The organism is Arthrobacter sp. E1SS-5 (genome assembly GCF_057073715.1).
The window spans coordinates 1,893,676-1,918,098 of sequence record NZ_CP172703.1 but is presented as its reverse complement, the minus strand read 5'-3'; the positions used below and the strand labels follow the sequence as shown (position 1 = coordinate 1,918,098).

Below are 24,423 nucleotides of genomic sequence, written 5' to 3'. Positions count from 1 at the left end.
CGGGGAGCAGTTCATGTAAGCCGGCCCTTCGTGTCCTTCGGCAAAAAAGGAAATCTGTGGCTTCAGCCTAGCTGAAGATACGTACCTGGTCACAACTGGAAGTGTTCGTGGGATGTTGGGGAAGTCGCGGCACCGTCTCGCGGAAATGGGCGGGGGCGTTGATGGCGGTCCGTCGCTGGTGGGTGGCTGCTGAGGTTCGCCCTGGGCGGCGGACCGCCCGACCTACAGGAGGTTCCTGGACCTGCCCGTGGTGAGCGGTCGGGGCCTTGCCGGGCGGTGGGGGTTCCGCCCGGCAAGGGGCTCTTTATGCTGCTTCGTCCTCGGCGGGTTTCCCGCTGTCGATAATCATTTGCTCTGTCTCACTTGCGGTGTATCCCCAGAGGACCAACTGGTTCAGGTAGTCCCGGTGGCTTTGCGACGGGGACCGCCAGGAGTCCTTGGCAAGCGTCTTTTCATACCCTGCGCACAACAGTGCGATCAAAGAGAACTCCGGCCGGGCCGTGGACGCGGCGACGTGATCCCGCAGCGGGTTCCATCCCCACCGGTCCGACTCGTCGGACTTCGCTCCAACCATCTCAGCGGCCACCTCCCCGTCATAGCCGCTGACCGTTTCCGGGTGGTGTGTGAGCGCGTACGCGGTGAAGTGCTGCCAGCCCTTCGGCGCTTGCTTCTTCGCCAACAGGTTCCGGACAAACTCACGCCTTACGATGGTGGCCGACTCGGCCGCTCTGTTATTGGCGATCAGGGTTTTCCGGTCGGCCTTCTGTTCCTCGGTCATCGGGCCTTTCTGGATGCTGCTGCCGCCGTCGTAGCGTTCGTACTTCGGGACGAAACCCGTGTCCTTCCAGCCTGCGATAACTGAGTGGGTCCGGTGCTGGCCACGGTAGTCCGTGGTAATCAGGACGGCGTTCGCGTCCTCCTCGCTGGCCGGTTCCCCGTCCTCCCTTTTGGCGGCGGTGACGTAGAGGTTCTCGTCGTCGGAGTAGTGTCCGGCGTCCTCCACGATCGTCCTACCCTGGGCTTCGAGTTCGGCGACCAGCGCGGCGAGGGCTGCAGCGCTTTCGCGCTGATCCCGCAACCGCTGGGCGACGTGGAGCAGCTGGCCGGGGTCGTCCATGAGAACTGATTCAAGGTCGGCCGTCGCGGCCTCGTCCTGTTCAAACTCGGCCATGATCAGAGCCGTCTCGATGCTCCATCCCCGGTCCAGGGCGGCGGTCCCGGCCTCGGATGCCTTGGCCTTCAACGCACCCTCGACGGCAGCCTTTTTCCGGCCGGTCCTCTTGGCGATCGATGCCGCCGAAACACCGATCAGGGACAGCTGGTGGTAGGCGTCTGCCTCGTCCGCTTCGGTCAGTTCGGCGCGCTGGATGTTCTCCACGACCTGCGTCACGATCCGTTCGGCCTCTTCCGGGGACTCGATGATCATCACCGGGATTTCAGGGCGCTGGGCTTCGACGGCGGCGCGGGTGCGGCGCTGTCCCATCAGCACATGCACCGTGCCGTCGTCCTTGCGGTGCGCGATCACGGGCTCCATCACACCGTGTTCTTTGACGCTGGCAATGAAGTCAGCGGTCAGGGCGGCGTCCTTGCGGACGTTCACATCCACAGTCAAAGTCGTGGGGTCGAGCATTTCCAGTGTGGGTATTGCGTTCATGGTGTTCTTCCATTCTTTGCCGAAATGGTGGGCGAGTGGGGCGGCTTAGGTGACCGGCCAGCTCCCCTCTCCCCCGACGCTTCTATGTCTGTCAAGCGGGTGAAAAGGGGTGCTGGCGTGGACCGGGCTGTCGCCTGGGGCGGTTTTGCTGACCGGCCAGCTTCCCCTCTCCCCCCTTGTTGTTTTGGCTGCTGGCGAAGCTCGCGGAGCTGTGGCCGACGGAGACCTGTCTACCAGCAGGGCAAGGGGCGGGAAATTCCCGGAGGAAATCAGCGACGAAGGAGCGCCGCAGGGACATTTCCTGCACCGCAGGCCCCGACGAAGGAGGGGCTATACCGGCCGGAGCGGACACGTACAATCCGTCAGGACAGCAGCCAAAACTCTTTCAACAACCAGGGCCAGGGACGGCGGAGCCCTGCGGAGCCGGCACTGGCCCCAACAGCCGGCCGCGCCAGCGGACGCCCATCAACTGGTTGAAGCGCAGCGCAAACCAGTGCGAGCCCAGCGAGCATTCATCGACTCAACCCGTGGTTCGCCGTGTGAGGATGGTGTCGTGCCAGCCAGTGACCCTATCCCTTACGCCTTCCGAGCCAGCGCCTACTTTCGCACCTCAAGGTGGTTTCGCCGTCAGGTCCGGGCTTCCGCTATGACGTCCTGTGGCCGGATGGTCATGTCGACCGGGACATCGACCTGGTCAAGGTGATGTACAGGCGAGCTCCATCTGACTTTGAAGTGACCAAGCGAGTCATGATGGCTGAGACCCCTGAGGTAGGCACCGGCCCCTGGATTGCGTACGCTTACGGCAGCCTGGTTGAGGGACCTGCCTGAGCGCCTGCCGCGCTTGTTGTTGCGTAGGGTGAGGGCATGAGTGATCCGGTCGCGCGTCCCGGCCGTCCTCTCCGCGCGCTCCGGATCCTGACTGGGGTGTTCACGGTTGCCGCGCTCGGATCGCTGGTATTAGTAGCCCTGGACCTGATCGTCGGCCGTCCAGCTGCGGGCGATGCCTTTATCGCTTTCCTCAACAGTCTTGCGGGCGCTGCGTTATGGCGGCTTTGTTCTGCAACGCGGCGGACGTGACGCACCGCGCAAGCCCCCGACGAAGGAGGGGCTCGATGGCCGGCGCGGACACGTACGATGCGTCAGGACAGCAACCACGACGTCGTAGACAGAACAGGGCCAGGGACAGCGGAGCCCTGCGGAGCCGGCACTGGCCTCGCCGCCGGCCGCGCCCAGCGGACGCCCGATTCCTGTGTTAAGAGGGCTGAGGCCGGCCCCGTGGGGCCGGCCTCAGTTTTTCCCTCAGCAAAAGGAAACCGGTGCTGCAGCGCCTTCGCTGCATGAAGTTACGGGTCCAGCGGGTTTTTCTCCCAGGAGATGTCGACGATGGGGGCGCCTGGCTGGGGCATGGTCAGCATCGAGAGCTCGAGGATGTCCTGGGCGTGGGTGGCGTCGGCGGGTGCGGCGTCGTCGTCCGTGACGATGTACTCGTGGCTCATGTGCGGCCCCCAGGCTCATAGTGGACGGTGTTCCTTGTCCACTGTAGCCCGGCGTCCGGCCGTTGCCCGTTTGTGGGGCTGCGCCCGCGGCAGCGTGATCGGCGGCCGGAGGAGCGCATGCGGGGGAGGCCGCCACCGCACCCAAGGGGCCGGACCGGTTTCCCGGCCCAGCCCCTGCCCCTTCTAGCGGTGCCGCTTGTAGGCGGTGTCCTGGTTTTTGGCGACGGGGGCGATGGTTCCCCGGCTGACCAGCTGGTCCATCAGTTCGGCGAGCCGGTAGCCCGGTGTGTCAGTCAGGGCGCGCTTGAAGTGGTCCCCGGCTACTGACGACTGGCCTTTGAGGTATGCCAGCCAGCCGATCAGGGTCAGCAGGGGCGCGCGGTAGCCTTCCGGCGCGGCGTCGATGAGGTCACGGGCGGTTTCCTGTGCCCGGTCCACGCGGTCCCAGTCCGGGGTGATCCCCTCCCCCACGAGCAGGTTGCCGCTTCCCTCGGCGTCTGGCAGCTCCGGGTCGATCACGTTGCAGAACAACGTGTCGCGCAGGTCCGGGCGCTGGAAGCAGGCCAGCAACTCTATGGCCGTCTGCGCGTCCATCCATCCGTCCCGGGTCAGGGCCTCGGCCCACAGTTCCCGGCCCGGGGCCAGGTCCGCGCCGAGCACTCCCGGGAGCGCGTGACGGATCTGCTCCTCCCTGTCTTCCGGGCCAGCGAACGACGGATAGGTGGTGCCGGGCGTCTTTTGGTAGCTGCTTCCTCGGAACACCAGTTCCGCGTTCAGTTGCCCGTCAGTGATGGATTCGAGCGGTTCGGGCGGGCAGCACCCGGCGTCGCTGTCGCACAGCAGATTCTGCCAGTGCGACGGGGTGACCAGCCACGCGTCCTGCAGTGGAGTCCCTGCGTTGTCTAGCGCGTCGATGACGGCCTCGACGTGGTCGTGGAAGGGGCGGGGCTGCCCGGGTCCGGGGGTGCTGGCCGTGTAGATTGCCAGCAGCACCGCCGTGGCCTGCGTGTCCAGCGCGAGGTATTCCGTCATGGAGGTGGCGAAACCGGCGGGTTCCGCGGCCGCGGGGGCGTCGACGCGCAGTGTCGCGCCGAGCGTCTTGCCCCGCATGGTCAGGAACACAAAGGATTCACGCGGTACGAACCCGAGGGAGTGCGGGATGAAACCGAGGATGTCGGCGGGGGTGGAGATGCAGATTGCGTCAGTCATGTTCAAAGTCCTTTGCTGAGGATGATGGTGGGTGGGGCGGCTTTGGTGACCGGCCAGCTTCCCCTCTCCCCCCTTGTTGTTTTGGCTGCTGGCGAAGCTTGCGGAGCTGTGGCCGACGGAGGCCTGTCTACCCGCAGGGCAAGGGGCGGGAAATTCCCGGAGGAAATCAGCGACGAAGGAGCGCCGCAGGGACATTTCCTGCACCGCAGGCCCCGGAGGAACGGAGGGGCTAGACAGGCCGGAGCGGACACGTACAATCCGTCAGGACAGCAGCCAAAACTCTTTCAACAACCAGGGCCAGGGGCGGCGGAGCCCTGCGGAGCCGGCACTGGCCCCAACAGCCGGCCGCGCCAGCGGACGCCCGTTTCCTGGTGAGTCCAGCGAACCTTCCCTCAGCACCCCGGGCTTGCTTTCGGCACCTCGACCTTCGGCGGCCGCGCACTCGTGGTCGTCGGCGCAGTGTGTGCGAAATGGCGGTCCGCCGCCGCCAACCCATAGCGCAAGCCGGCCACGACGGCGGACCGCCCGCGGTGACCGCCCCAGCAACGGGACGGCCACCTCAAGGGCTCAGCCTGCGAGGAGTTCGGCCAGTTCGGCCGCGTCGGAGACCAGCACCGCCCCGCCTTCCTTCAGGAGCCGGTGGCATCCTGCCGAGTTGGCGCTGTGCACGCTCCCGGGGACGGCCGCGACATGCCGGGCAATGGTTTCGGCGTGGTGGGCGGTATTCAGCGCCCCCGAGCGCCAGCGGGCTTCCACGACACAAGTCACACCGGCCAGCGCGGCGATGATGCGGTTCCTCTGGAGGAAGCGGTACCGGGTCGGGGCGGATCCTGGGGGCAGTTCGGAAAGGGTCAGGCCGTTGGCGCGGATTGCGGCCGCGAGATCAGCGTTACCGGACGGATAGTCACGATCAAGGCCTCCGGCCACCACCGCGAGGGTCGCCGGGCCCTCTCCCTGGCTTCCGGCCATTGCGGCACGGTGGGCGTGTGCGTCGACGCCGTATGCAAGCCCTGAAATCACGCAGATTCCACGTTGGGCCAACCCGTAGGCCATGTCGCCTGTCACGGAGGCGCCGTAACTGGTGGAGTCACGGGACCCGGTCAGGGCCACACACCGGGACGGTGCGGGGATGCCGTTGTCGATGTTGCCCCGGTACCAGAGCCCGTACGGGGCGTCGGGCAGGTCGTCCAGGCCTTCGGGCCAGTGCTCATCCCCGGGGATGAGGAACCCGCCGCCCAGGCGTTCGATGGTGGCCAAGTCCCTTTCCGGGGCCAGGTCCGGGACCCGGGGTGCCCAGCGTTTCAACGCGTCGGCCAGTTTCCTCGGTGTGTTACGTCCGGGAGGGTGTGGGCGGGTTGGGCGCCGGTGGCAAGCCGCAGTGCGGCGTACGCGCCGAGCCTGCCCACAAGGGCGCGGCCGATTCGGTCGCCGGGTTCGAAGGGGCGGGTCAGGGCGGCGCGGGCAGTGCGATCGTTCATGGTTTCTCTCGTCCTTTTGCTGAGGATCCGGTGGGCGGGGCGGCTTGGGTGACCGGCCAGCTTCCCCTCTCCCCCGGGCGTTTTTTGCCTGCTGGCGGAGCAGCGCGGAGCTGTGCCCGACGGAGCCGGGGCAACCCGAAGGGCAAGCAGCCGATGGCTTGTGGGAGGAAATCAGCGAAGCGCCGACACAAGGCATCGGCTGCGCAGCCGTCCGCAGGACGGTTGAGCCGGTGGAGCGGGCACGTACGATCCGCAGGACAGCAGCAAAAAACCAGAAGGACGCTTTACAGCCCGAGCGAAGCGAGGACCGTGCAGTAGATCCGGGCGCTGGCTAAGCGAGGCCGGAAACCGAAGTCTGCAGGAGCGCGTCGTTTCCGGGCTACGTCGTGGTGCCGCCGCGGGCAGCGCTTGCTTGCTGGTGGCGGTAGAGCGTTGCGCGGCTCCAGCCAACCAGACGGGCGGCGTCCTCGGCGGTGCGCCCCTTGGCGCGGGCGATCGCGAGTTTGTCCGCGATGACGGCGGGGTCGGACGGAGGCCGGCCAAACCGTGTGCCGTTCTGGCGTGCAACGGCGATGCCGGCATGGACCCGCTCCACGATGAGCTCGCGCTCATACTCGGCAAGTGTTGCGAGCATGTTCAGCATCAGCCGGCCGGTCGAGGTGGCCGGGTCGATGCCATCGGATATGGACCGGACCTGGACACCGCGGCCGCGTAGCAGCGCCACAGTATTCAAGACGTCAATCAGCGACCGGCCAAGGCGGTCGACCCGCCAGACAACAACGGTGTCGCCTTCTTCGGCGTACTCAAGGAGCCTTTTCATTCCGGGCCGTTCAATCGCCGTCTTGCTGCCCGAGGTCACATCGGCGAAGACGTCGCGTTTCTGCACACCTGCGGCGACCAATGCATCCAGCTGCAGCTGGGCGTCCTGGCTGGAAGTACTAACCCGGGTGTAACCCAATTGCCTCACAAGACGATTCTGACTCGAAAAGCCCTCGATGCACCTGCAGCGAGACGATTCACTGCAAGACGCCTTTACGAGACGCCAAGGACCCAGTCATTCCCGCCCCGCTCGCGCGGCCGTCGTTCTCCCTTCTGAGGCCCTGGTCAATGTCTTGGAAAACTGTTCCTTTTCGAGACAAAAAGGTTTGACAGGCCACACCCTTAGGTCTTTGGCCCTCGCCCTCCAGAAAGAGGGCAGCACCGGCGAAACCTAGTACAGGTGTAAGACATTCTTAATGACCCATAACGTAATTCCAATAACAAAGAATATGATGATAAGAATTCCTACCCATCCAACACTCGGCCTACCTCGTGCCACGTCAAGCCCACCTGCCTAAGGAATCATGGTTATGCGAATAAAAAGAAGGTTTAGAGAATTGTTTATTTAGAGCGGTTCTGAAGTTATGAGAACAACTATATTTTCCGCCTGGTCATCATCTTCCAGATTGAGGCCGGCTTCAAAAAGGTGACGCGCGATCATTAAATGTTGTTGACTACCGCGTATACCACCAGCCCCAAGCCCATTGCTAGCCAAGCACCTCCCACTGCGCGTATAATCGCCAGCTTTCGTCTCTTATACGCCCTAGAATCGGGCTCCGGTATCAGCTGCACCCTCGTCTTTTCGGCAAGACGCGCCATCGGGGCAGACAGCACTAGCAGTACAATGCCTATCCCCAGAGCAGCTATACCTGCGATAAGTAAAGATGACATAGACCGCTCCTAATTTAGTTTGTAGTAGTCAGTAAAGTTGAGGGAACACCCGCCTCCCCATCCGCCGCCAGCCCCAACGTATGCGTCGGGTGCGTTGATATCCAAACCTAATCCACCAAATATTCCTCCGCCCCAAAGACCAGAACATTCAACTGATCCCACTCCGGAACCACCTAGCCCTCCGATAGGGCTGACTGCCACACCTGCGCTCAATTCAGCCCTTGCCCCGATACCCGTGGTGTGGCCTAAAAAGATACCGTCATTCCCCCAGTTCAAGGAGAATCCTTGGCACCCAATCAGGCATACCGTTACAGGAAAGCTGACGTACCATAATCCACTGACGTCAGCGTTGGCGATTGGATTCGCTGCTGCATAGAGGTAGCGGTTGGACTCTTGACCCGAAGGGTCAGGTTGGGTGAAGCGGCCGCGTGCGGAGTTGTAGTAGCGGGCGCCGAATTTGATGCGGTTACTGGTGGTGTCTTTATAACCGCCGGCGTAGCCCCAGGGGTTGCCGTCGGCTTGGGTACCGGTGGTGCTGCTGGCTTGGCCCCAGGAGTCATAGCCGTAAGTCGCGGCTTTGGCCTGAGCGCCGTCGGTGAGAAGTATGACGGAGCCGAGCGCGTCGGTGGTGTAGTAGTAGCTGGCCCCGGCACCGTCGCGCATGCTCACGAGATTGCCGTCCGGGTCCCTGACAAACGAGGTTGTTCCGCTTGTCTTAGTTTGCTGTGCGACGCCGAGGGTGCCATTGAGGAAGCTGGTGGATCCTGCGGTGAGGCGTTCGTCGTTGCGGGTCCCGGCGTAGGTGTAGTTCGTCACCGTTGAGCCGCTGGTGTTGGTGATGAATTGGTTGAAGACGTTGTAGGCCTGCGTGGTGCCGGTGGACCCGGCAAGTGTGGTGTTGCCATTCGCGTCGTACCCGTACATGACCGCCCCGGCCGGTGGCGCGGCGCAGGTGCCTGGCGTGGTGGCGTGCCAGCAGAGCTGGTCGGCTGCGTTGAAGGTCGTGTAGACGGTGGGGGTCCCGGTTTTGGCCTCGGTGAGCCGGTTGCTGTTCGCGTCGTACGTCCAGGAATCCGTGACCGTGCCGGAAACGGCGGAGGTGAGCCGGTTGAGTTTGTCGTAGTTGTAGGTGGTAAGCGTGCCGCCCTGGGTGGTCATAGTTTTGCGCTGCGCGCCGTCCTTGGCCCCGTTGAGGGTGTAGGTGTAGGCCCGCTTGGCCAAGACCGTATTTCCGGTGTCGGTCGCGGTGATCGCCGCGATCTTGCCGGCCCCGTCGTACGTGGTGGTGTTCTTGACCCCGTTCGGGTATTTGGTCGCGATGCGCCGGTTGGCGTTGTCGTAGTCGAAGCCGGTGCATTTGGTGCTGTTCGGGAACACGAGCGTGGCCGGGCAGGACCCGCCGGGCTCTGCCAGGGCGGCCAGCCGGTTGGCCGCGTCGTAGCGGTAGGTCACGGTCCCGAGCGGGTCAACGTAGGTCAGGATGTTGGATGCCCCGTCGTAGGTGACGGAGGTGGTGACTCCACCGATGGTCTTGCTCGTGGGCCGGTTCTGGGCGTCCCAGGTGTAGGTGGTGGTCCCCGCGGCATCAACGCGGGTGGTGAGGTTCCCAGCATTGTCGTAGGTGTAGGCGACGCAGGACGCGGCCACGCAGGTCGCGGCGTACCGGATCTGGGTGATCCGGTCGTTGTTGTCGTAGGTGTAGGTCGCGGTCTGGTTCTTCCCGTCCTTGGCTGTTGCGACCCGGCCCGCGGCGTCATAGGTGTACGTCGTTGGCCCGAGTGGGGCCGGCGGGGTCACCGTGGTGACGTTCCCGGCAGCATCGTAGGCGTAGGTGGTGGCGTTGCCGTTGCCGTCGGTGGACCGGCACAGCGACCCGGGCTTGGCACCGCAGGCCGTGCCGGCGGCGTCGCCCTGGTAGTAGCGGCGGGGTGTGCCGCCCAGGTTGTCCGGGGTCAGGATCGCCGAGGGGTTCTTGGTGTTCGGGTCGTACTGGATGGTGCTTGTGTTGCCCTCACTGGTGGTGGAGGTGTCCGGTCGGTAGTTCAGTAGCGGGTCCCCGACTGCGGTGGGGTAGGTGAAGGACACGTCCCCGGCGGTTCCCGTGGAACCGGCCAAGGGTGAGGTGATCTTCGTCAGCGAGTTGCCCGCGTTGTACGCCGCGGTCGTGTTCTGGCCCAATCCGTTGGTGCTGGTAATCCGGTTGTCGTGGCCGTCGAAAGTGGCCGAGGTGTTGTTGCCGTTCGGGTCCGTGGTTGTCAGGACCCGGGTCTTGCTCGCGTCCAAGGTGTAGGTGGTCTGCTTGCTGTTCGGGTCGGCCAGGTAGGAGACGCTGCCGTCCGCGTTGTGCGTCAGCGTCCAGGTGGCGGCCGCGCTGGAGCCTTGGCCGTAGGTGATGGTGTTCACCCACCCGTCCGCGGCGTATACGAGACCGGTGGTGTTGGTGCGGCCGTCGGTGTAAGAGCTGAGTTTGCCGTTGGTGAAGGTGAAGGTGGTGACCGCGCCGGTGGCTTCGGCGATTTTGGACATCCGTCCTTCGCCGCCGCCGTATTCGATGTTGACGGTGCGGTTCAGTGAGTTGTCGGTGATCGCGGAGGGCTGGTTCAGGTTTCGGGTGTCGTTGTAGACGTAGGAGATGGTGCGGCCCTGGGTGTCCGTGGTCTGCGTCAGTCGGCCGTTGCCGTAGGTGTAGGTCACGGTGTTCGGGTTGGTGGTGTTGGCATCGACGGAGCGAACCAGGGCGAAGTTGGTCCCATCGTCCTGGTAGACGTTGGTGATTCCGGTGTCGTTGAACCGCAGCCAGTACTCGCCGGCGGAGATCTTGGTCAGGGAGGCGTTCAGTTCCGGCGCCATGGTGTACACGCCGGCGCTGTTGGTGAAGGTGTACCAGCCGCCGTCCGGGGCGGTGTAGATCATGTTCCCGGTCGGAGGGTCAAACCGAAGGGCTGTTTCCAGCCTGCCCATCGAAAGTGTCGGTCGGTGGTCGTACTTGGTGTTGTACCGCCAGGCGACGTTGATGTCCTGCCCGATCCCGCGGATGTTGAACAGCCGGCCGGTGAGCACGGCGTTGCCGTTGGTCGGGTTGAGGGCGACTTCGGCGGAGTCGGTCAGGGTGTGCGGGATCATCGAGGCCTTGCCCCGGGATCCCGATTCCGCGCCACTTACCGTTACCGGCGGGAGCAGGTTCGCGTTGCTGAACCAGCCCTGGGAATCGATGACGACATGCACCGCATTGGCGCCGGTGTTCTTGACCTTAACGGTGCCCGTGGTGGCGCTGGGCCTGACGACGATGACGTTCGACGCGGAGTCGGTCGTGTAGTTCACCGAACTGAGGTTTGTTTCACCGCTGGCAAGACGGGGTTCGGCTTCGTCAGCGGGCCATAGGGTCAGAAAACCCGACCCGCCCAGCGGGAGCGGGGTGACGTTCATCATCACGCCGGCCACGTTGGCCGACGGCGCCGGGAGACCGCCCACACTACCGATCTGGACCTCGACTGTGCTGTTCGCCGGGATCGGGGTGTTTGAGACACGTGAGTCGTACAGGCGCGACTCGACAGTGGTGAACGAGCTCGTGGAGACTTGCCCGTCGAAGTAGCCCTGAATGTCGATCAGAACGTTGAAACCTGTCGCATAGGAGGGATCGTGCTTGATGTCGACCACGCCTTCAGCGTTCAGGTTCAGCACCGCGCCAACGGCGGTGGTGTCGGCCCCGCGAAAGTTCAGCGATGTGCCGGAGCCGTTGGGGTTTGTCGCGAACCCTCCCCCGGGCAACGTGGCAAACGCCAGCTGGGCGGGATCGTTGTTATTGATGACGGTGATGTTCGCGAAAACGGCGGTCGCAGTGTCCGGGACACCGCCCTTCCCCTTCAAATTCAGGCTCTTGATCCCCGATCCCGACCATGCTCCCGCCGGGTATCCGGTGCCAAGCTGGGTGTCAATCACCCGTGAGGTCGGGACAGAGACGAAACCTCCGGGGGCGAGCGTATCGCCGGACGTGAAGTAGCCCTGGACGTCAACGAGGAACTGTTGCGATGTGGTGGAGTACAGTGCGAGCTTGCCGTCGGAACCGACGGCAATGATGGCCGAGTTGGAGATCGTGTCACTGACTCCTGAGTACAACGTGGTGGTTTCAAGATTTCGCGCTGTGTTGGGCTCCAGGACTGCGGCGTTAGGAGAGGTTCCGTTGATGACGGTAAGACTGACCAAGACAGCATCAACTCCTGTACTTGGTACGCCGCCTTGACCAAGGACCTGGAATGGGTACCAGGTGCTGGGAGTCAACGGTCCGGTGACTCCGCCCAATCCGGTCCGGCTATCCATAATCCTTGCTTGGACCGGAACGAACACCCCAGCCTGCACCTGAGGAGTCGTTTGCATCGGGGCCAGTGCCGGCGCCTGGACAGAGGACGGAACAATGGGAACCGAACCGACGTTTTCAGGGACGGCAAAAGCCGGTGCGCTGAGCCCGGCGATTGCGATACTAAGCACGGCAACAGCCGTCAGAAACCCTCTGATAGCAAGGAAACCGGCTGAGACTGGCCGAAAAATGGCAGAACGAATCGAGCGCTGAACAGTAGACATCCCCCAAGAACTTTCTACGAACAGATCCGCGGCAATCCCCAGTTATTACCGAAAGCCCGAACCCCCAACGAGTGGTGCCCCGACGCTAGACCTCTGCCTATCGGCCAGCAACTGTCTTGATCAAAACCTTGGACAAAACTGCGGAAGGTCCCGCCAAGGTTCAGCGGACCGTACACAGCTTCCGCTCGGACATGTTGTCCTGGCTCTTCGCTATGCTTGGAAGTTCGAACGTCCCCGTGGTCACGGCATGATCAAACTGGATATTGTGCGTCTTGTGATCCTGTTCCCGGTCACGGGCACTCCCCAAGGCTCGAAATGGGGACGGTCCCACGGTGGCGTACAGGGTGTTAAGTTGGCGGTAGAGAGTCCGGGCGATGTAGCGCTTCAGGGATCTACGGATCTCCCGGTAGCTTCGGCCCTCTTGAGTACGTTTGGCGACGTAGTTACGTGTTCCGGGATCGTGAACCATTCGGGTCATCGTGATGGTGTGCAAAGCTCTGTTGAGGCGCCTATCACCGCCCCGATTGAGCCTGTGCCGGACGGTGTTACCGCTCGAGGCGGGCAAGGGATTCACCCCTGCCAGTGAGGCAAAGGCAGCTTCGCTGCGAACCCTTCCTGGATGCGACCATGCCGTCAGGACAGTAGCGATTGTGACAGCCCCAGCGCCTACCATCTCCAACAGCGGCGCTGCGGGGCTTTGCTGGATCAGCTCTGTCATGCGCTTCTGGTTCGCCGCCAGCTGAGTAGTCGCTTCGAGAACGCGGCGCGACAACCTAATTGCTTCTTCGCGCGCAGTCGACAATTCGATCGGCTCCTGCCGTTCCCGCCATCTGGTGATCGTGGCGATCTGGGCGGGAACCAGTGCTCTACGGGCGTCGATTCCCAGATCGTGTGCCCGAAGCAACGCCACGAGCGCATTGACATTCATTGTTCGGTCCCGGGTCAATTGATCACGTGCAGCACTTAGGATCCGCAGTGCGGCGCGGGTACCTTCGTCACGGCGCGGAGCCCGGAGCTCGGACTCCTCTAACCCAAGGACAGCGGTTCCAATAGCGGCCGCGTCCAGCGGGTCGGATTTGCCGAGCCCTCGGCGTTGCCTGGCATTCATCCGTGGAGCTTCGGCGACGTCGTAGCCAGCGTCGCTTACTGCCCTGGCCAGGCGCGCCCCATAAGTACCGACACCCTCAATCGCCCAGAGACAGCCCATATCTCCGTCTGTCCTTCGGCCCACCCAGGCGAGGGCGCGGGAAATCCCTGCCGGGGTGGTTGGGAATTGCTCGCACGCAACTTGTCGCTTGGTGCTGGCCTCAATGACGGCGTACGTGTGGGTGCGGGCGTGACAGTCCACGCCGATGACGAACGGGCGGGTCTGAGCAACGATAGCCAACGCTGCAACCCTCCTTCCTGGTAAACGGGCAAGAACGGCCGCACGACGGCCAGCATTGAACCTGGGAAAAAGTCACTTCGAGGCAAAACTGTGATGAGCCACAACCGCCAAAGGCTGGGCAAGCTTCTAATCAAGCCACCGACGTGGGTCAGGCCAACGCCGGCCGCTCCACCCAGCGCGGACAAGTCGGGGGAAACGCACCCACAAGGGGCAAATTGTTTTTCGAGTCACGCGCCAGGCAGAACGACCGGCACCAACACTGCCAGCCAGTCCCAGACCAACCACGTCAAGACTCACAGTTGTTTTTGGCTGCTGGCGAAGCTTGCGGAGCTGTGCACGTGCAGGCCCGTCTACCCGCAGGGCAAGACCCGGAAAATCTTCGGAGGAAATAAGCGACGAAGGAGCGCCGGAGAAGACTTTCCGGGCCGCAGGCCCCGGAGGAACGGAGGGGCTAGAGGGGCCGGAACGGGCACGTACAATCCGAAGGACAGCAGCCAAAAACGGTAATACTGGAACAGTCCTTGAGCCGGCGTGACCCAGCCAAAAACTGACGTACCAGGCGGCACTGTCTTCCCGACGATCTGTCCGCCGGCGCAAGGTCCGTTAAAAGGGGTGTCGAGCCAGGCGGACATGACCTCATAGGAGCCTGATACGACCAGTCCCATTACCGTTTTGTCTGCCCACCTGGCCCGCGCCCGATCAATCAGCATTCGACGCGACTGAGGGGCAATTTCCATCTTGGCAAGCAAACCAACAAAAGTCATCGCGGGCATCGACACCCACGCCGACACACACCACGTGGCCGTCATCAACGAACACGGCAAACCCCTCGCGGACAAGGAATTCCTGGCCGTGGGGTCCGGATACCGGAAAATCATCGACTTCATCACCAGCTACGGCACAGTCACCGCCGTCGGTGTCGAAGGCACAGGGTCCTACGGCGCCGAGCTCGCCCGAACCCTCCGGAGTAAAGGGCTGACCGTGCTGGAGGTAAACCGCCCGAACCGGGCCGCCCGCAGACTCAACGGAAAGTCCGATCCCCTGGATGCCTACCAGGCCGCCAAGTCCGTGCTCGAGGGACGGACGAGGGCGATTCCGAAGGCCAAAGACGGCCCCGTGGAATGCCTGCGGATCGTACGTTCCGGACGCGCGTCAGCCATCAAGGCCCGGACTGCGGCCATCAACCAGATCAAGGCGCTCCTCGTATCGTCCCCGGACAAGATCCGGGCTAAATTCCGGGCAATGCCTACCTCCGCTCTGATTATTGCCTTGCAGCGCACCCGACCTTCCGGGCACATGGCTGACCCCGAGTACGTCGCTCTTCTGACGCTCAAGGCATTGGCAGCCCGCTGCCAAGCCTTGGGAGTAGAAATTGAAGCTGCCGACGCGGCGCTCAAGGAAATCCTCGACAGCTATGCCCCGCTGCTTTGCGATCTCCCGGGAGTCGGGACCGAGGTAGCCAGCCAGCTGTTGATCACCGTCGGGGACAACCCGGAGCGCTTGGGGAACGAAGCCCAGTTCGCTTCACTTGTCGGGGTCGCCCCGGTACCAGCCTCGTCCGGCAAAACAACCCGACATCGGCTCAGTAGAGGCGGCGACCGCAACGCCAATAACGCCTTGCACCAGGTAGTGCTGGTCCGCATGGGCTCGTGCCAGCGGACCAAGGATTACGTGGCTAAACGTACGTCCGCGGGCAAGGGCAAACGCGAAATCATGCGCTGCCTCAAACGCTATGCAGCCAGGGAAATCTACCGCCAAATCACCAACCCGCGGCCGGCACCTGACAACTCCGACCTCCGCCACATGCGGACAGAACTCGGGCTCACCATCACGACCGTAGCTGGGGAACTTGGTCAATGGGTTTCCATCATTTCTCGTCTGGAACGCGGGCACATCCGCAACGACACCCTCGCCGCGGACTACCGGCAATGGCTGACCAACCAGCGTAAAGGAGGGGGTACCGAACGGAGCCTTAGATCCAGCCAGAGCGTAGCCTTATAGGACGTCAAACAGTGGCGGTCCCACGGTCTTTCATGATGCCTTTCCAGCAAAGACAACACACGGCCCAACTGCATCCAGAAGGTCGAGATGGAAAGATACGATCCTCGCCCCGCAGCCCTGCACCTCCTGGAAAAAGGTGAGCTCTCTATGGAGGACCTCTGGCTTCAGTACAAATCGCGAGGAGGAAACGCTGGCGTCCTGGAACTGGACGCTTTCGTTCATGACATCCCCCTCCTCCAAGGGCTAGAGGTAGAAGTTCTGAGAGTGACACTGGAAGAACTGGCTAAATGAGACCGGGGATGGGACCCCTAAACGTGTCAAAACCTATGCCCATGAGGGGTCTTTAGGCCGTACGAAAAATCTCCTGGTCCTGCCAAACTTCCCTCCATGGCGTTCTTCCTCACATACGTGACGGACAAAGGGTCGGGCTGTTTTGCGGTTGAAGCCACGGGTATCAGCGACGCCCTCACCAAGGCCAAGAACGCTATCCACGGTTTGGGCTGCACCAGCGCGACCTTACGCCAAACCACCGAATCCCACCCGTCCTTTGGCGGGGGATACGTCGTGGCAGCCTACACAACAGCCATGGGCTGGAAAACCAAGGACTGACGACCCCGGAGTAGCATCCGCCCACCCTCTGCAGCCGCTCCCCAGTGGCCCCTTATCCGGCAGCATCCGGCAACGTCGACTTCCACGAGATCCACTGCCAAAATCGAGCGACAACAGCCGCATAAGAGGGCGATTTGACCACTATAGGAGCATCGTCGTAGACACACAAGGGCCAGGGGGTCCGGAGCTCTGCGACGGCGCGCCCTGGACCCAACAGCCGGCCGCGCCAGCGGACGCCCATCAACTGGTTGAAGCGCAGCGAAAACCAGGGCGAGCCCCGGTTCGCCCGCGCGCTCGGCGTCGGTCCTGTCCACAGTTGGGGGCAATGCGGGTTATCCACGGCTGGATTTTTGGGAGCCACGAGGAAGCTCCCTTCGGCAGTAGCAGCGGTGGATAACGCAGATGAAATTGTCCCCGGCCGTGGGCAGCGACCCCTCCCTTGGTAGCCGGTCAACAATCCTGCATCACATGCAACTTCGCCCGGAAATCCTGCTTTGTCAGGGTCAGCGAGTACGCTTAGGGAATCGAACAAATATTCGAATAAAAGGTGTGTTGTGAGCGTCATTGTCGGTCCCCGCGTGATAGATGCGGGCGCGTCTCTGTTGTCGGTGCTGGTCTCCCCGGTGCCGGTCGCGGCAGGGTTCCCCTCGCCGGCGCAGGACTACTTCGACGGCCGGATCGACCTGAATGCGCACCTGATTAAGGACGTCACTAGCACCTACGTGGTGCGGGTGTCCGGGGAGTCGATGCACGGGGCCGGGATCAGCGACGGGGATGAGCTGATCGTTGACCGGGCGCTGGAGCCGCGTGACGGGTCCGTGGTCGTCGCTGTCCTGGATGGGGAGCTGACGATCAAGCGGCTGAGGATCACACCGAAGGGAGTGATCCTGCAGGCGGAGAACCCTGAGTACCCGGACATTGAAGTGCCGGCCCTGTCTGATCTGACGATATGGGGCACGGCCTTCCGGTGTTTGCATCATGTCTAAGCCGGCCCTGATGCGGCACATGCCGCAGATCGCTCACGTGGACGTCAACTGCTTCTACGCCTCGGCGGAGCGTGCGTTCAACCCTTCCCTGGAAGGCAAGCCCGTGATCGTGCTGTCCAAAAATGACGGCTGCGCTGTCACCCGCTCCCCCGAAGCCAAGGCCCTGGGTATCGGCATGGGCGATCCCTGGTTCAAGCTGGCTCCTAGGGCCAAGGAATGGGGCCTGGTCGCGCTGTCCAGCAACTACGAGCTGTATGGCGATATCAGTTCCCGTGTGATGGAGCTGCTGGGACGGTACTCGGCCTGGCTGGAGGTTTACAGCATCGATGAGGCCTTCCTCGGCGTCAAAGGTACCCCTGCAGAGCTCCTGGCGCTGGGCCGGTCGATGAAAGCGGCTGTCCGGCGCAACGTCGGCGTGCCGGTCTGCGTCGGGATCGCACCGACGAAGACGCTGGCGAAGCTGGCCAACAAGTGGGCGAAGAACAACAAGGCCTTCGGCGGGGTATGCCACTGGGACTCTGTCCCCGCCCCGGAGCGCGAGGCGCTGCTGGGTCGGCTGTCCGTCGAGGAAGTGTGGGGCGTCGCCGGACGGCTGACCAGGCGGCTGAACACCATGGGGATCTTCACCATCGCCGATCTGGTCCGGGCCGATCCGGTGGCGATCAGGGACAAGTTCAATGTCGTCGTGATGCGTACCGTCCTGGAACTGCAGGGAACCCCCTGCATCCCCATGGAAGAGGAACGGATCGGGCGGGACCAGCTGATCTTCTCCCGGTCGTTCGCCAAGCCCATCACCACCGCAGCCGGGATCCGCCAGGTCATGAGCGTGTACGGGCAGCAGGCCTCTGCGCGGCTGGCCAAACACGGGCTGCAGGCCAAAGTCCTGACCGCGTTTGCCGGAACCTCGCACTTCAACCCCAAGGACACGTCATACCCATCAGTGTGCGTGCCGTTGCCTATGCCCACCGCCGACCCGGTGATCCTGACCAAAGCCAGCCACGCCCTCCTGCCCCGCATTGTCGAGGGCGTCAGGTACGCCAGGGCCGGGATCATGGTCACCGACCTGCGCCCCAGCGGCAACCAGGCACCCCTGTCCCTGTTCGAAAACCCCCACGAGGAACGGCACATCGGAACCCTGCTGGAGGGCGTCACCCGCCGGTACGGCCGCGGGTCCATCGGCCTGGGCCACGGAGGAATCCGGGGCGGGCCCGACTGGACCATGAAACGCGACATGCTCTCCCCCCGATACACCACCCACTGGGATGAACTCCCCCTCGTCAAAGCCGCCTAACCAGCCCCTCTGCACCACCCAGGAAGACAACAAGTACATGACCATCACCCCAGAAGCCCCTACCCTCAACGCCCCTGTGGACGTCCGGTTTACCAAGGCCGGCACCCCCCTGGCCGTCCGCTATGACGGACGGATCTGGGCCGTCACCGAAGAACCTGTCCACTGGTTCACCAGAGACTCATGGTGGGAGACCCGCCGCAGCGTCCCCGTGGGCGTCGGAAACGTCGTCGACATCGAACACTGGCGTGTTCAAGTTCGCTTGGGCGGGTCGGACTCGCAGCTGCGGACCTTCGACCTGCGCAGGGAACCCCTCGCTGCACAGTGGCTACTGGAGGCCATCACTGACATCTGAACCAGCTCCTGCGTAGCGTAAGGGCCATGGATATCAGGGCCGGGTTGCCGGCAGGGCTTATCCCTCCCGTGAAAGTTGCACTGGCCCGCGCCGTGGACAAGATGCCACGTGGTGACACATCACACGGGACCTGGCTGTTTGAACCCAAGTGGGACGGGTACAGATGTGTTGCAGTCCGGGAGGAGCGCGGGGCGACATTGTGGTCCCGGCAAGGAAAGGAACTGACAGGGTACTTCCCCGAACTCTGCTCAGCGGTCGCTGCGGTCGTTCCCCCGGGATGCGTGATCGACGGCGAAGCCGTGATCTGGAGCCAAGGCCGGCTGAACTTCACCGCCCTCCAGCAGCGCCTGGGCGCCGGACCCAAAACCCTGCCCGGGCTGGTAGCAGCAGCGCCGGCCAATTACGTTGCGTTCGATGTGCTGGCCGTCGCCGGTCATGACGCCCGTGACCTTCCTTTATCTCAGCGGCGGGCGCTCCTCGAAGAACTGGCCAACGGTTGGGAACCGCCGCTGTCCCTCTCCCCCACCACCACGGACCGCATTGTTGCAGAGCAGTGGTTTGAAGATCTGCCCCATACCGGGGTCGAAGGGCTGGTCATCAAAGGCATGAATCAGCCGTACACGCCCGGCGTCCGTTCCTGGTTGAAGTGGAAGGACAGAGAAACCGTGGAAGTTATTTGCGGCGCGGTGATCGGGCCGATCACCCAACCTTCCGAGGTCGTCGCCGGTCTGGTCCTGGACGGCGAGCTGCGGATCGTGGGCCGGTCCACGCCACTGAAGGCTAGGGAGGGCAGGGAGCTGGCAAGGTGGCTTCACCCGCCAAACGGCGACCATCCCTGGCCGGCCATTGTGAAAGGTACGACCCTGGACAGGTTCAACAGGGACAAGGAACCCGTGGCCCTGACCCTTGTGGAACCTATGGTAGTTGAGGTCTCCGCCGACACCGCCTGGTCCGGCAGATCCTTCCGTCACCCATTACGGCTACTCAGAGCCCGGCCCGAGCTGGCGCCTGACGATGTCACGCTGCCGGACCGGCTTCACGTGGGTTAGCGATCCGTGCGGATCACGATGAGGTTCTGGCCCTCTTCCAAGAGAGCGTAGAGATTTTCCCGCGCTTCCTCATAGGTGTTGCCTTCGGCCTCGATGTGGATGTAACTGCCGTCCGGGTTGGTAACAGTGCCCATAAGTATCACCGCACGAGTCTATTTCGCTGCAGGTTCGGCAGCCTCGATGAGCTCCGGCCCGTTGTTGCGCACGCTATTGACCCGGGGGCGGTGCGCATCACAACTACGCCTTGGCCTTTTTCTTCTTCTTTTCCGGCCAGGGGCCGAGCTTTTCCTTGTTGCTCGTGACCTCTCCCCCGCGGGTGGAGTCGGCGAGGTCGCCCACCTTATGCACCTTCAGTGAGTTGGTGGAGCCGGCCTTTCCGGGAGGCGACCCCGCGGCGATGACCACCAGGTCACCGTCCTGCACCAGGCCCATCTCTTCAAGGCTGCGGTCAACCTGCGCGGTCATGGCGTCCGTATGGTCCACCATCTGCACCAGCACCGGCTGGATGCCCCAAGTGAGGGCCATCTGGTTCCACACCTGCTCCACCGGGGTGAAAGCGAAGACCGGCTTGATGGGCCGCAGGCGGGACAGACGGCGCGCGGAATCACCGGACTGGGTAAACGCACAAATGTACTTCGCGTCCAGCTGGTCGGCAATTTCGACGGCGGCACGGGTGACGGCGCCGCCACCGGTCCGCGGCTTGGTCCCCAGCGGGGGGACGCGCTCCAGGCCATGGACCTCGGTGGACTCGATGATCCGGGCCATGGTCTTCACGGTCTCGATGGGGTACTTCCCCACGCTTGTCTCACCGGAGAGCATGACAGCGTCGGCACCGTCGAGCACGGCGTTCGCGCAGTCCGAAGCTTCTGCACGGGTGGGGCGCGGGTTGTCGATCATAGACTCGAGGACCTGCGTGGCCACGATGACCGGCTTGGCCCAGCGGCGCGCCAGTTCCACTGCGCGCTTCTGGACGATCGGCACTTCCTCCAGCGGCAGTTCCACGCCCAGGTCGCCACGGGCCACCATAATGGCGTCGAACGCGTCGATAATCTCAGGCAGCTGCTCCACGGCCTGCGGCTTCTCGATCTTGGCGATGACCGGCACGCGGCGGCCTTCCTCATCCATAATCTCGTGCACGCGGCTGATGTCCGATGCGTCGCGGACAAACGACAGCGCGACTAGGTCAACACCGCGGCGGATTGCCCAGCGCAGATCGTCCTCATCCTTTTCGCTCAGCGCGGGCACGTTGACGGCCACGCCGGGGAGGTTGATGCCCTTGTTGTTGGACACCATGCCGCCCACGGTGACCTCGGCGACGACCTTGACGTCGTCGACCTCGGTGGCGCGCAGGGCCACCTTGCCGTCGTCGATCAGCAGGGCATCGCCCACCTTGACGTCCTCGGTGAGGCTCTTCAGGGTGGTGGAGCAGATTTCCTGGGTACCGGGAACGTCCTCGGTGGTGATGGTGAAGATGTCACCCACGGCCAGGGCGTGCGGGCCGTCAACGAAACGGCCCAGGCGGATCTTGGGGCCCTGCAGGTCGGCCATGATCGCCACGGCTTTGCCCAGCTCTTCTGCGGCCTTGCGGACGTTCTCGTAGGTGTTGTCATGCACGGTGTAGTCACCGTGGCTCATGTTCATGCGGGCGACGTCAACGCCGGATTCCAGCACCGCGAGCGTGTTTTCGTAGCTGGCAATTGCCGGGCCGAACGTAGCCACAATTTTTGCGCGTCTCATATACCTACCCTTGGTTCTCTTGGGGATTCGATGTTGAGCTTGGGGGTCTGCGGCGCTTCTAGTCCCCGTTGGGTGGCCCCGTAAGGGGATCGGCGTGCAGGAGGGTTACCACGAAAAAGCACCCGCCCGTGTGACCCTCGGGCGGGTGCTTTGGTCTCCCGCTACGTATAGGTCAGCTGCAGGAGGCTTGCTCCGATGTCTTTGCCGATTTTTTGCAGCAACGCGGCGGAAAGTTGGGGATCTTTGGATGAGTCCCGATCCGTATATTCGGCCAGAGTGTAGACATTGGTCAGATTCATGTCTGACCACCGCTCTTTAGGGAGGAGGGAGCGGCCGGCGACCGCGAAAACTGGGCGGTTGCCGGATCGCCGGGCCACCGCTGCAGGCAGTTTTCCGGCGAGAGTTTGCTCGTCGATGCTGCCTTCGCCGGTGATGACGACTTCGCAGTTGTCCTTGCGGGTGTTGAAGTCCAGCAGGTCGAGGAAGTAGTCGGCTCCGGAAACCTGCTTCGCTCCCAGCAGCAGGCAGGCATAGCCGATTCCACCGGCGCTGCCCGCGCCTTCGTTTGCTGCGAGCGAATCCGCGCCGGATACTCCTGCTTCCGCCATCCTGGCGACGAAGTGGCCCAGGCTCTCGTCGAGGAATGCCACATCCTCTGCTGTAGCGCCTTTTTGGGGACCGAAAACAGCAGGTGCTCCGTTGGGGCCGCGCAGGGGGTTGTGGACGTCGCTGGCGACGATGAGTTCTGTACCGGCCAGCTCCGGGAGTTCGGTTCGCCTCACGGATACTATCTGCCCCAAAGCTGTTCCGCTGCCGTGAAATTGCCGTCCTGCAGCGTCGTGGAAGCTGTAGCCGAGGGCAGTGAGCATCCCCATTCCACCGTCAGTGCTGGCGCTGCCGCCCAGGGCGAGGACGATCCTGTCGGGGTTAAGACTGAGGGCGAACAGGACGGCGTCACCGAATCCACGGCTGGAGGATTGCAGTGCTTCGAGCTTCCCCTGAGGGAGCTGTGCGAGTCCGCAGGTATTGGCGACTTCTACAACTGCAGTTGTCCCGTCGTAGGCGATGCTGGTCTGAACGGGGTCTCCGGTAGGGCCAGCGACGGTGCAGCTGCGGCGGGTGAAGCCGGCGGCGACAGCGGCGTCGACGCTGCCGTCGCCGCCGTCGGCCAGGGGTAGGAGTTCGCACTGGACCGCTCCGGTTGTTCCGGCTTCATCAGCGGCGGAGCGAAGCCCTGCGGCCAGGGCCTGTGCGACCTCGTTGGCGGTGAGGCTGCCTTTGAACTTGTCGGGGGCGATGAGGGTCCGCAGGGTTTTCGGGGCGGTAGTGCTGGTCATGTCACACGTTTTTCGAGTAGGCGGGGCTGAGGTCGGTGGACTGTCCAAGGTCAGCGTCGGCGGCGTGCTTGGGTGCTGCATCCACCGAAGCGTGCTGCTTGGGTGAGTGGTGGCCGTATTCGACAAGGTCCTCATCGATATCGGCAACTTCATCGACATGGACGGGATCTTCGCCGCGCACGGGTTCGAGAACTTCGCCAGCGAATACGCGCCGGACGCGGTCGGCGTCGAGGGTGCGGTCCCACCAGGCGATGAACAGCGTGGCGACGGCGTTGCCGGTGAAGTTGACCAGCGCGCGGCATTCGGACATGAACTTGTCGATGCCGAAGATGAGCATGATCCCTGCGGCTGGGATGGTGCCGATGGTGGCAAGGGTGGCTGTCAGGGCGATGAAGCCGCCGCCTGCGACGCCGGCTGCGCCCTTGGAGGTCAGGAGCATGACGGCGAGCAGACCCAGCTGCTGGCCGATGCTCAGGTGGGTGTTGGTGGCCTGGGCGATGTACAGGGCGGCCAGGGACAGGTAGATGGCAGCGCCGTCAAGGTTGAAGCTGTAGCCGGTGGGTACGACGAGCCCGACGGTTTCCTTCTTCACGCCGGCGTTTTCGAGCTTACGCATCAGGCCGGGCAGGGCAGGTTCGGCCGTGGAGGTGCCCAGGATAAGCATGTATTCCTCTTTGAGGTGCCGGATCATGCTGAAGATGTTCAGCTTCAGGAACGCCATGACCGAGCCGAGGACCACCACGACGAACAGGATGGACGTGGCGTAGAAAAGGGCGATGAGTCCGCCCATGCTGGTCAGGGAGGAGACGCCGTACTTGCCTACCGCGAAGGCCATGGCCCCGAATGCACCCAGGGGTGCTGCTTTCATGATGAAGCCCAGGATCTTGAACATGACCCCGGTGAGGCGCTGCACGCCGTCAAGGACCGGGGCGCCGACCTTGCCCATCGCGTTCAGTGCGATGCCAAAGACAACGGCGATGAAGATGATCTGCAGGATGTCACCCACCACGAACGGCTGGACGATGCTGGTGGGGATGATGTTGGTGATGAATTGCCACCATTCCTGGTGGGCTCCGGCGTCGATCAGTTTGGCAGCCGAGTCGGAGGTCTTGATGCTGCCAGGGTCCGCGTTGACGCCTTCGCCGAGGCGGAAGACATTGATGGCCACCAGGCCGAAGGCCAGGGCGCAAATGGTGCCGATCTGGAAGTAGGTCAGGGCCTTGAGCCCGGTCATGCCCACCTTCTTCAGGTCCGCGACGCTGGCGATGCCGCCCACGATCGTGAGGAACACGATGGGGCCGATCAGCATCTTCATCGCGTTCACGAAGGTGGTGCCGATCGGCTCCATGGCAATGCCGGTGGCCGGCGCCAGCCAGCCGACGAGGATACCGATGACGATCGCGGTCAGTACCCAGAAGTAGAGCTGGCGGTACCAGCGGGGTTTGGTGGCCGGATTCGCTTTGCCGGCGGTCGTGATGTGGTCCATGATTCCTACCTCATTGTGGAATGTCGCTGGAGGATGTTCTGAAAGAAAGGTGGTGCGGGGCGG

At 63.3% G+C, this 24,423-nt stretch carries 18 protein-coding genes and 1 pseudogene; 7 read left to right on the top strand and 12 right to left on the bottom strand.

Annotated elements, in window-relative coordinates; translation table 11 throughout:
- Positions 1 to 304: 304 nt before the first annotated feature.
- Positions 305 to 1,654: a ParB/RepB/Spo0J family partition protein gene (locus ACIGJD_RS08870; RefSeq protein WP_483689186.1), complete on the bottom strand. Its 1,350-nt coding sequence runs from the start codon at positions 1,652 to 1,654 to the stop codon at positions 305 to 307.
- An 864-nt stretch (positions 1,655 to 2,518) separates the two neighbouring features.
- On the opposite strand from ACIGJD_RS08870, the gene ACIGJD_RS08865 reads away from it, so the two are divergent.
- A complete protein-coding gene (locus ACIGJD_RS08865; protein ID WP_483689185.1) occupies positions 2,519 to 2,731 on the top strand; it encodes a hypothetical protein in 213 nt (70 codons plus the stop codon).
- Positions 2,732 to 2,997: 266 nt separating this feature from the next.
- On the opposite strand, the gene ACIGJD_RS08860 is transcribed toward ACIGJD_RS08865, so the two are convergent.
- The 7 genes and pseudogenes from ACIGJD_RS08860 to ACIGJD_RS08830 all read right to left on the bottom strand — a co-directional run.
- The gene (locus tag ACIGJD_RS08860; RefSeq protein ID WP_483689184.1) at positions 2,998 to 3,150 is read right to left on the bottom strand and encodes a hypothetical protein; all 153 of its coding nucleotides are present in this window, start codon (positions 3,148 to 3,150) and stop codon (positions 2,998 to 3,000) included.
- A gap of 183 nt (positions 3,151 to 3,333) precedes the next feature.
- A complete protein-coding gene (locus ACIGJD_RS08855) occupies positions 3,334 to 4,359 on the bottom strand; it encodes a DUF4192 domain-containing protein (protein WP_483689183.1) in 1,026 nt (341 codons plus the stop codon).
- Between the two features lie 567 nt (positions 4,360 to 4,926).
- Positions 4,927 to 5,616: a DNA-processing protein DprA gene (gene dprA, locus ACIGJD_RS08850; protein WP_483689182.1), complete on the bottom strand. Its 690-nt coding sequence runs from the start codon at positions 5,614 to 5,616 to the stop codon at positions 4,927 to 4,929.
- Between the two features lie 44 nt (positions 5,617 to 5,660).
- Positions 5,661 to 5,837, bottom strand: coding sequence for a hypothetical protein (locus ACIGJD_RS08845; protein ID WP_483689181.1), 177 nt, complete (start codon positions 5,835 to 5,837; stop codon positions 5,661 to 5,663).
- Between the two features lie 379 nt (positions 5,838 to 6,216).
- Entirely contained in the window at positions 6,217 to 6,804 is a 588-nt protein-coding gene (locus tag ACIGJD_RS08840; RefSeq protein ID WP_483689180.1) for a recombinase family protein, read from the bottom strand.
- 752 nt (positions 6,805 to 7,556) lie between these two features.
- Positions 7,557 to 11,750 (bottom strand): RHS repeat domain-containing protein, encoded by a 4,194-nt coding sequence (locus ACIGJD_RS08835; protein WP_483689179.1) that lies wholly within the window; start codon positions 11,748 to 11,750, stop codon positions 7,557 to 7,559.
- A gap of 715 nt (positions 11,751 to 12,465) precedes the next feature.
- Positions 12,466 to 13,512: pseudogene (locus ACIGJD_RS08830) on the bottom strand (IS110 family RNA-guided transposase); the annotation flags it as partial.
- A gap of 798 nt (positions 13,513 to 14,310) precedes the next feature.
- Here ACIGJD_RS08830 and ACIGJD_RS08825 point away from each other — a divergent pair.
- The 6 genes from ACIGJD_RS08825 (at position 14,311) to ACIGJD_RS08800 (ending at position 19,800) form a co-directional block, all read left to right on the top strand.
- Positions 14,311 to 15,513, top strand: a complete 1,203-nt coding sequence (locus ACIGJD_RS08825; protein ID WP_483689178.1) for an IS110 family RNA-guided transposase — start codon at positions 14,311 to 14,313, stop codon at positions 15,511 to 15,513.
- A gap of 387 nt (positions 15,514 to 15,900) precedes the next feature.
- Positions 15,901 to 16,122: a hypothetical protein gene (locus ACIGJD_RS08820; RefSeq protein ID WP_483689177.1), complete on the top strand. Its 222-nt coding sequence runs from the start codon at positions 15,901 to 15,903 to the stop codon at positions 16,120 to 16,122.
- A 554-nt stretch (positions 16,123 to 16,676) separates the two neighbouring features.
- On the top strand, positions 16,677 to 17,108 hold the full coding sequence (locus tag ACIGJD_RS08815; RefSeq protein WP_483689176.1) for a LexA family protein: 432 nt from the start codon (positions 16,677 to 16,679) through the stop codon (positions 17,106 to 17,108).
- Positions 17,101 to 18,399, top strand: a complete 1,299-nt coding sequence (locus ACIGJD_RS08810; RefSeq protein WP_483689175.1) for a Y-family DNA polymerase — start codon at positions 17,101 to 17,103, stop codon at positions 18,397 to 18,399. The genes ACIGJD_RS08815 and ACIGJD_RS08810 overlap by 8 nt, the downstream gene beginning before the upstream one ends.
- Before the next feature lie 37 nt (positions 18,400 to 18,436).
- The gene (locus tag ACIGJD_RS08805; RefSeq protein ID WP_483689174.1) at positions 18,437 to 18,751 is read left to right on the top strand and encodes a hypothetical protein; all 315 of its coding nucleotides are present in this window, start codon (positions 18,437 to 18,439) and stop codon (positions 18,749 to 18,751) included.
- A gap of 26 nt (positions 18,752 to 18,777) precedes the next feature.
- On the top strand, positions 18,778 to 19,800 hold the full coding sequence (locus tag ACIGJD_RS08800; RefSeq protein WP_483689173.1) for an ATP-dependent DNA ligase: 1,023 nt from the start codon (positions 18,778 to 18,780) through the stop codon (positions 19,798 to 19,800).
- Here ACIGJD_RS08800 and ACIGJD_RS08795 read toward each other — a convergent pair.
- From ACIGJD_RS08795 to dctA, 4 genes are all read right to left on the bottom strand, one after another.
- Positions 19,797 to 19,934 carry a hypothetical protein gene (locus tag ACIGJD_RS08795; RefSeq protein ID WP_483689172.1) on the bottom strand — a complete coding sequence of 46 codons (138 nt, stop codon included), beginning with the start codon at positions 19,932 to 19,934 and terminating at the stop codon, positions 19,797 to 19,799. The two genes, ACIGJD_RS08800 and ACIGJD_RS08795, sit on opposite strands and share 4 nt — an antisense overlap.
- Positions 19,935 to 20,037: 103 nt before the next feature.
- On the bottom strand, positions 20,038 to 21,537 hold the full coding sequence (gene pyk / locus ACIGJD_RS08790; protein ID WP_483689171.1) for a pyruvate kinase: 1,500 nt from the start codon (positions 21,535 to 21,537) through the stop codon (positions 20,038 to 20,040).
- A gap of 161 nt (positions 21,538 to 21,698) precedes the next feature.
- Entirely contained in the window at positions 21,699 to 22,874 is a 1,176-nt protein-coding gene (locus tag ACIGJD_RS08785) for a glycerate kinase (RefSeq protein ID WP_483689170.1), read from the bottom strand.
- 1 nt (position 22,875) lies between these two features.
- On the bottom strand, positions 22,876 to 24,360 hold the full coding sequence (gene dctA, locus ACIGJD_RS08780) for a C4-dicarboxylate transporter DctA (protein WP_483689169.1): 1,485 nt from the start codon (positions 24,358 to 24,360) through the stop codon (positions 22,876 to 22,878).
- Positions 24,361 to 24,423 lie beyond the last annotated feature (63 nt).

Coding starts and splice junctions, on each gene's coding strand:
- ACIGJD_RS08870 (WP_483689186.1), bottom strand. CDS start 1,654: ATGAACGCAATACCCACACTGGAAATGCTCGACCCCACGACTTTGACT.
- ACIGJD_RS08865 (WP_483689185.1), top strand. CDS start 2,519: ATGAGTGATCCGGTCGCGCGTCCCGGCCGTCCTCTCCGCGCGCTCCGG.
- ACIGJD_RS08860 (WP_483689184.1), bottom strand. CDS start 3,150: ATGAGCCACGAGTACATCGTCACGGACGACGACGCCGCACCCGCCGAC.
- ACIGJD_RS08855 (WP_483689183.1), bottom strand. CDS start 4,359: ATGACTGACGCAATCTGCATCTCCACCCCCGCCGACATCCTCGGTTTC.
- ACIGJD_RS08845 (WP_483689181.1), bottom strand. CDS start 5,837: ATGAACGATCGCACTGCCCGCGCCGCCCTGACCCGCCCCTTCGAACCC.
- ACIGJD_RS08820 (WP_483689177.1), top strand. CDS start 15,901: ATGGCGTTCTTCCTCACATACGTGACGGACAAAGGGTCGGGCTGTTTT.
- ACIGJD_RS08810 (WP_483689175.1), top strand. CDS start 17,101: ATGTCTAAGCCGGCCCTGATGCGGCACATGCCGCAGATCGCTCACGTG.
- ACIGJD_RS08805 (WP_483689174.1), top strand. CDS start 18,437: ATGACCATCACCCCAGAAGCCCCTACCCTCAACGCCCCTGTGGACGTC.
- ACIGJD_RS08800 (WP_483689173.1), top strand. CDS start 18,778: ATGGATATCAGGGCCGGGTTGCCGGCAGGGCTTATCCCTCCCGTGAAA.
- ACIGJD_RS08795 (WP_483689172.1), bottom strand. CDS start 19,934: ATGGGCACTGTTACCAACCCGGACGGCAGTTACATCCACATCGAGGCC.
- pyk (WP_483689171.1), bottom strand. CDS start 21,537: ATGAGACGCGCAAAAATTGTGGCTACGTTCGGCCCGGCAATTGCCAGC.
- ACIGJD_RS08785 (WP_483689170.1), bottom strand. CDS start 22,874: ATGACCAGCACTACCGCCCCGAAAACCCTGCGGACCCTCATCGCCCCC.
- dctA (WP_483689169.1), bottom strand. CDS start 24,360: ATGGACCACATCACGACCGCCGGCAAAGCGAATCCGGCCACCAAACCC.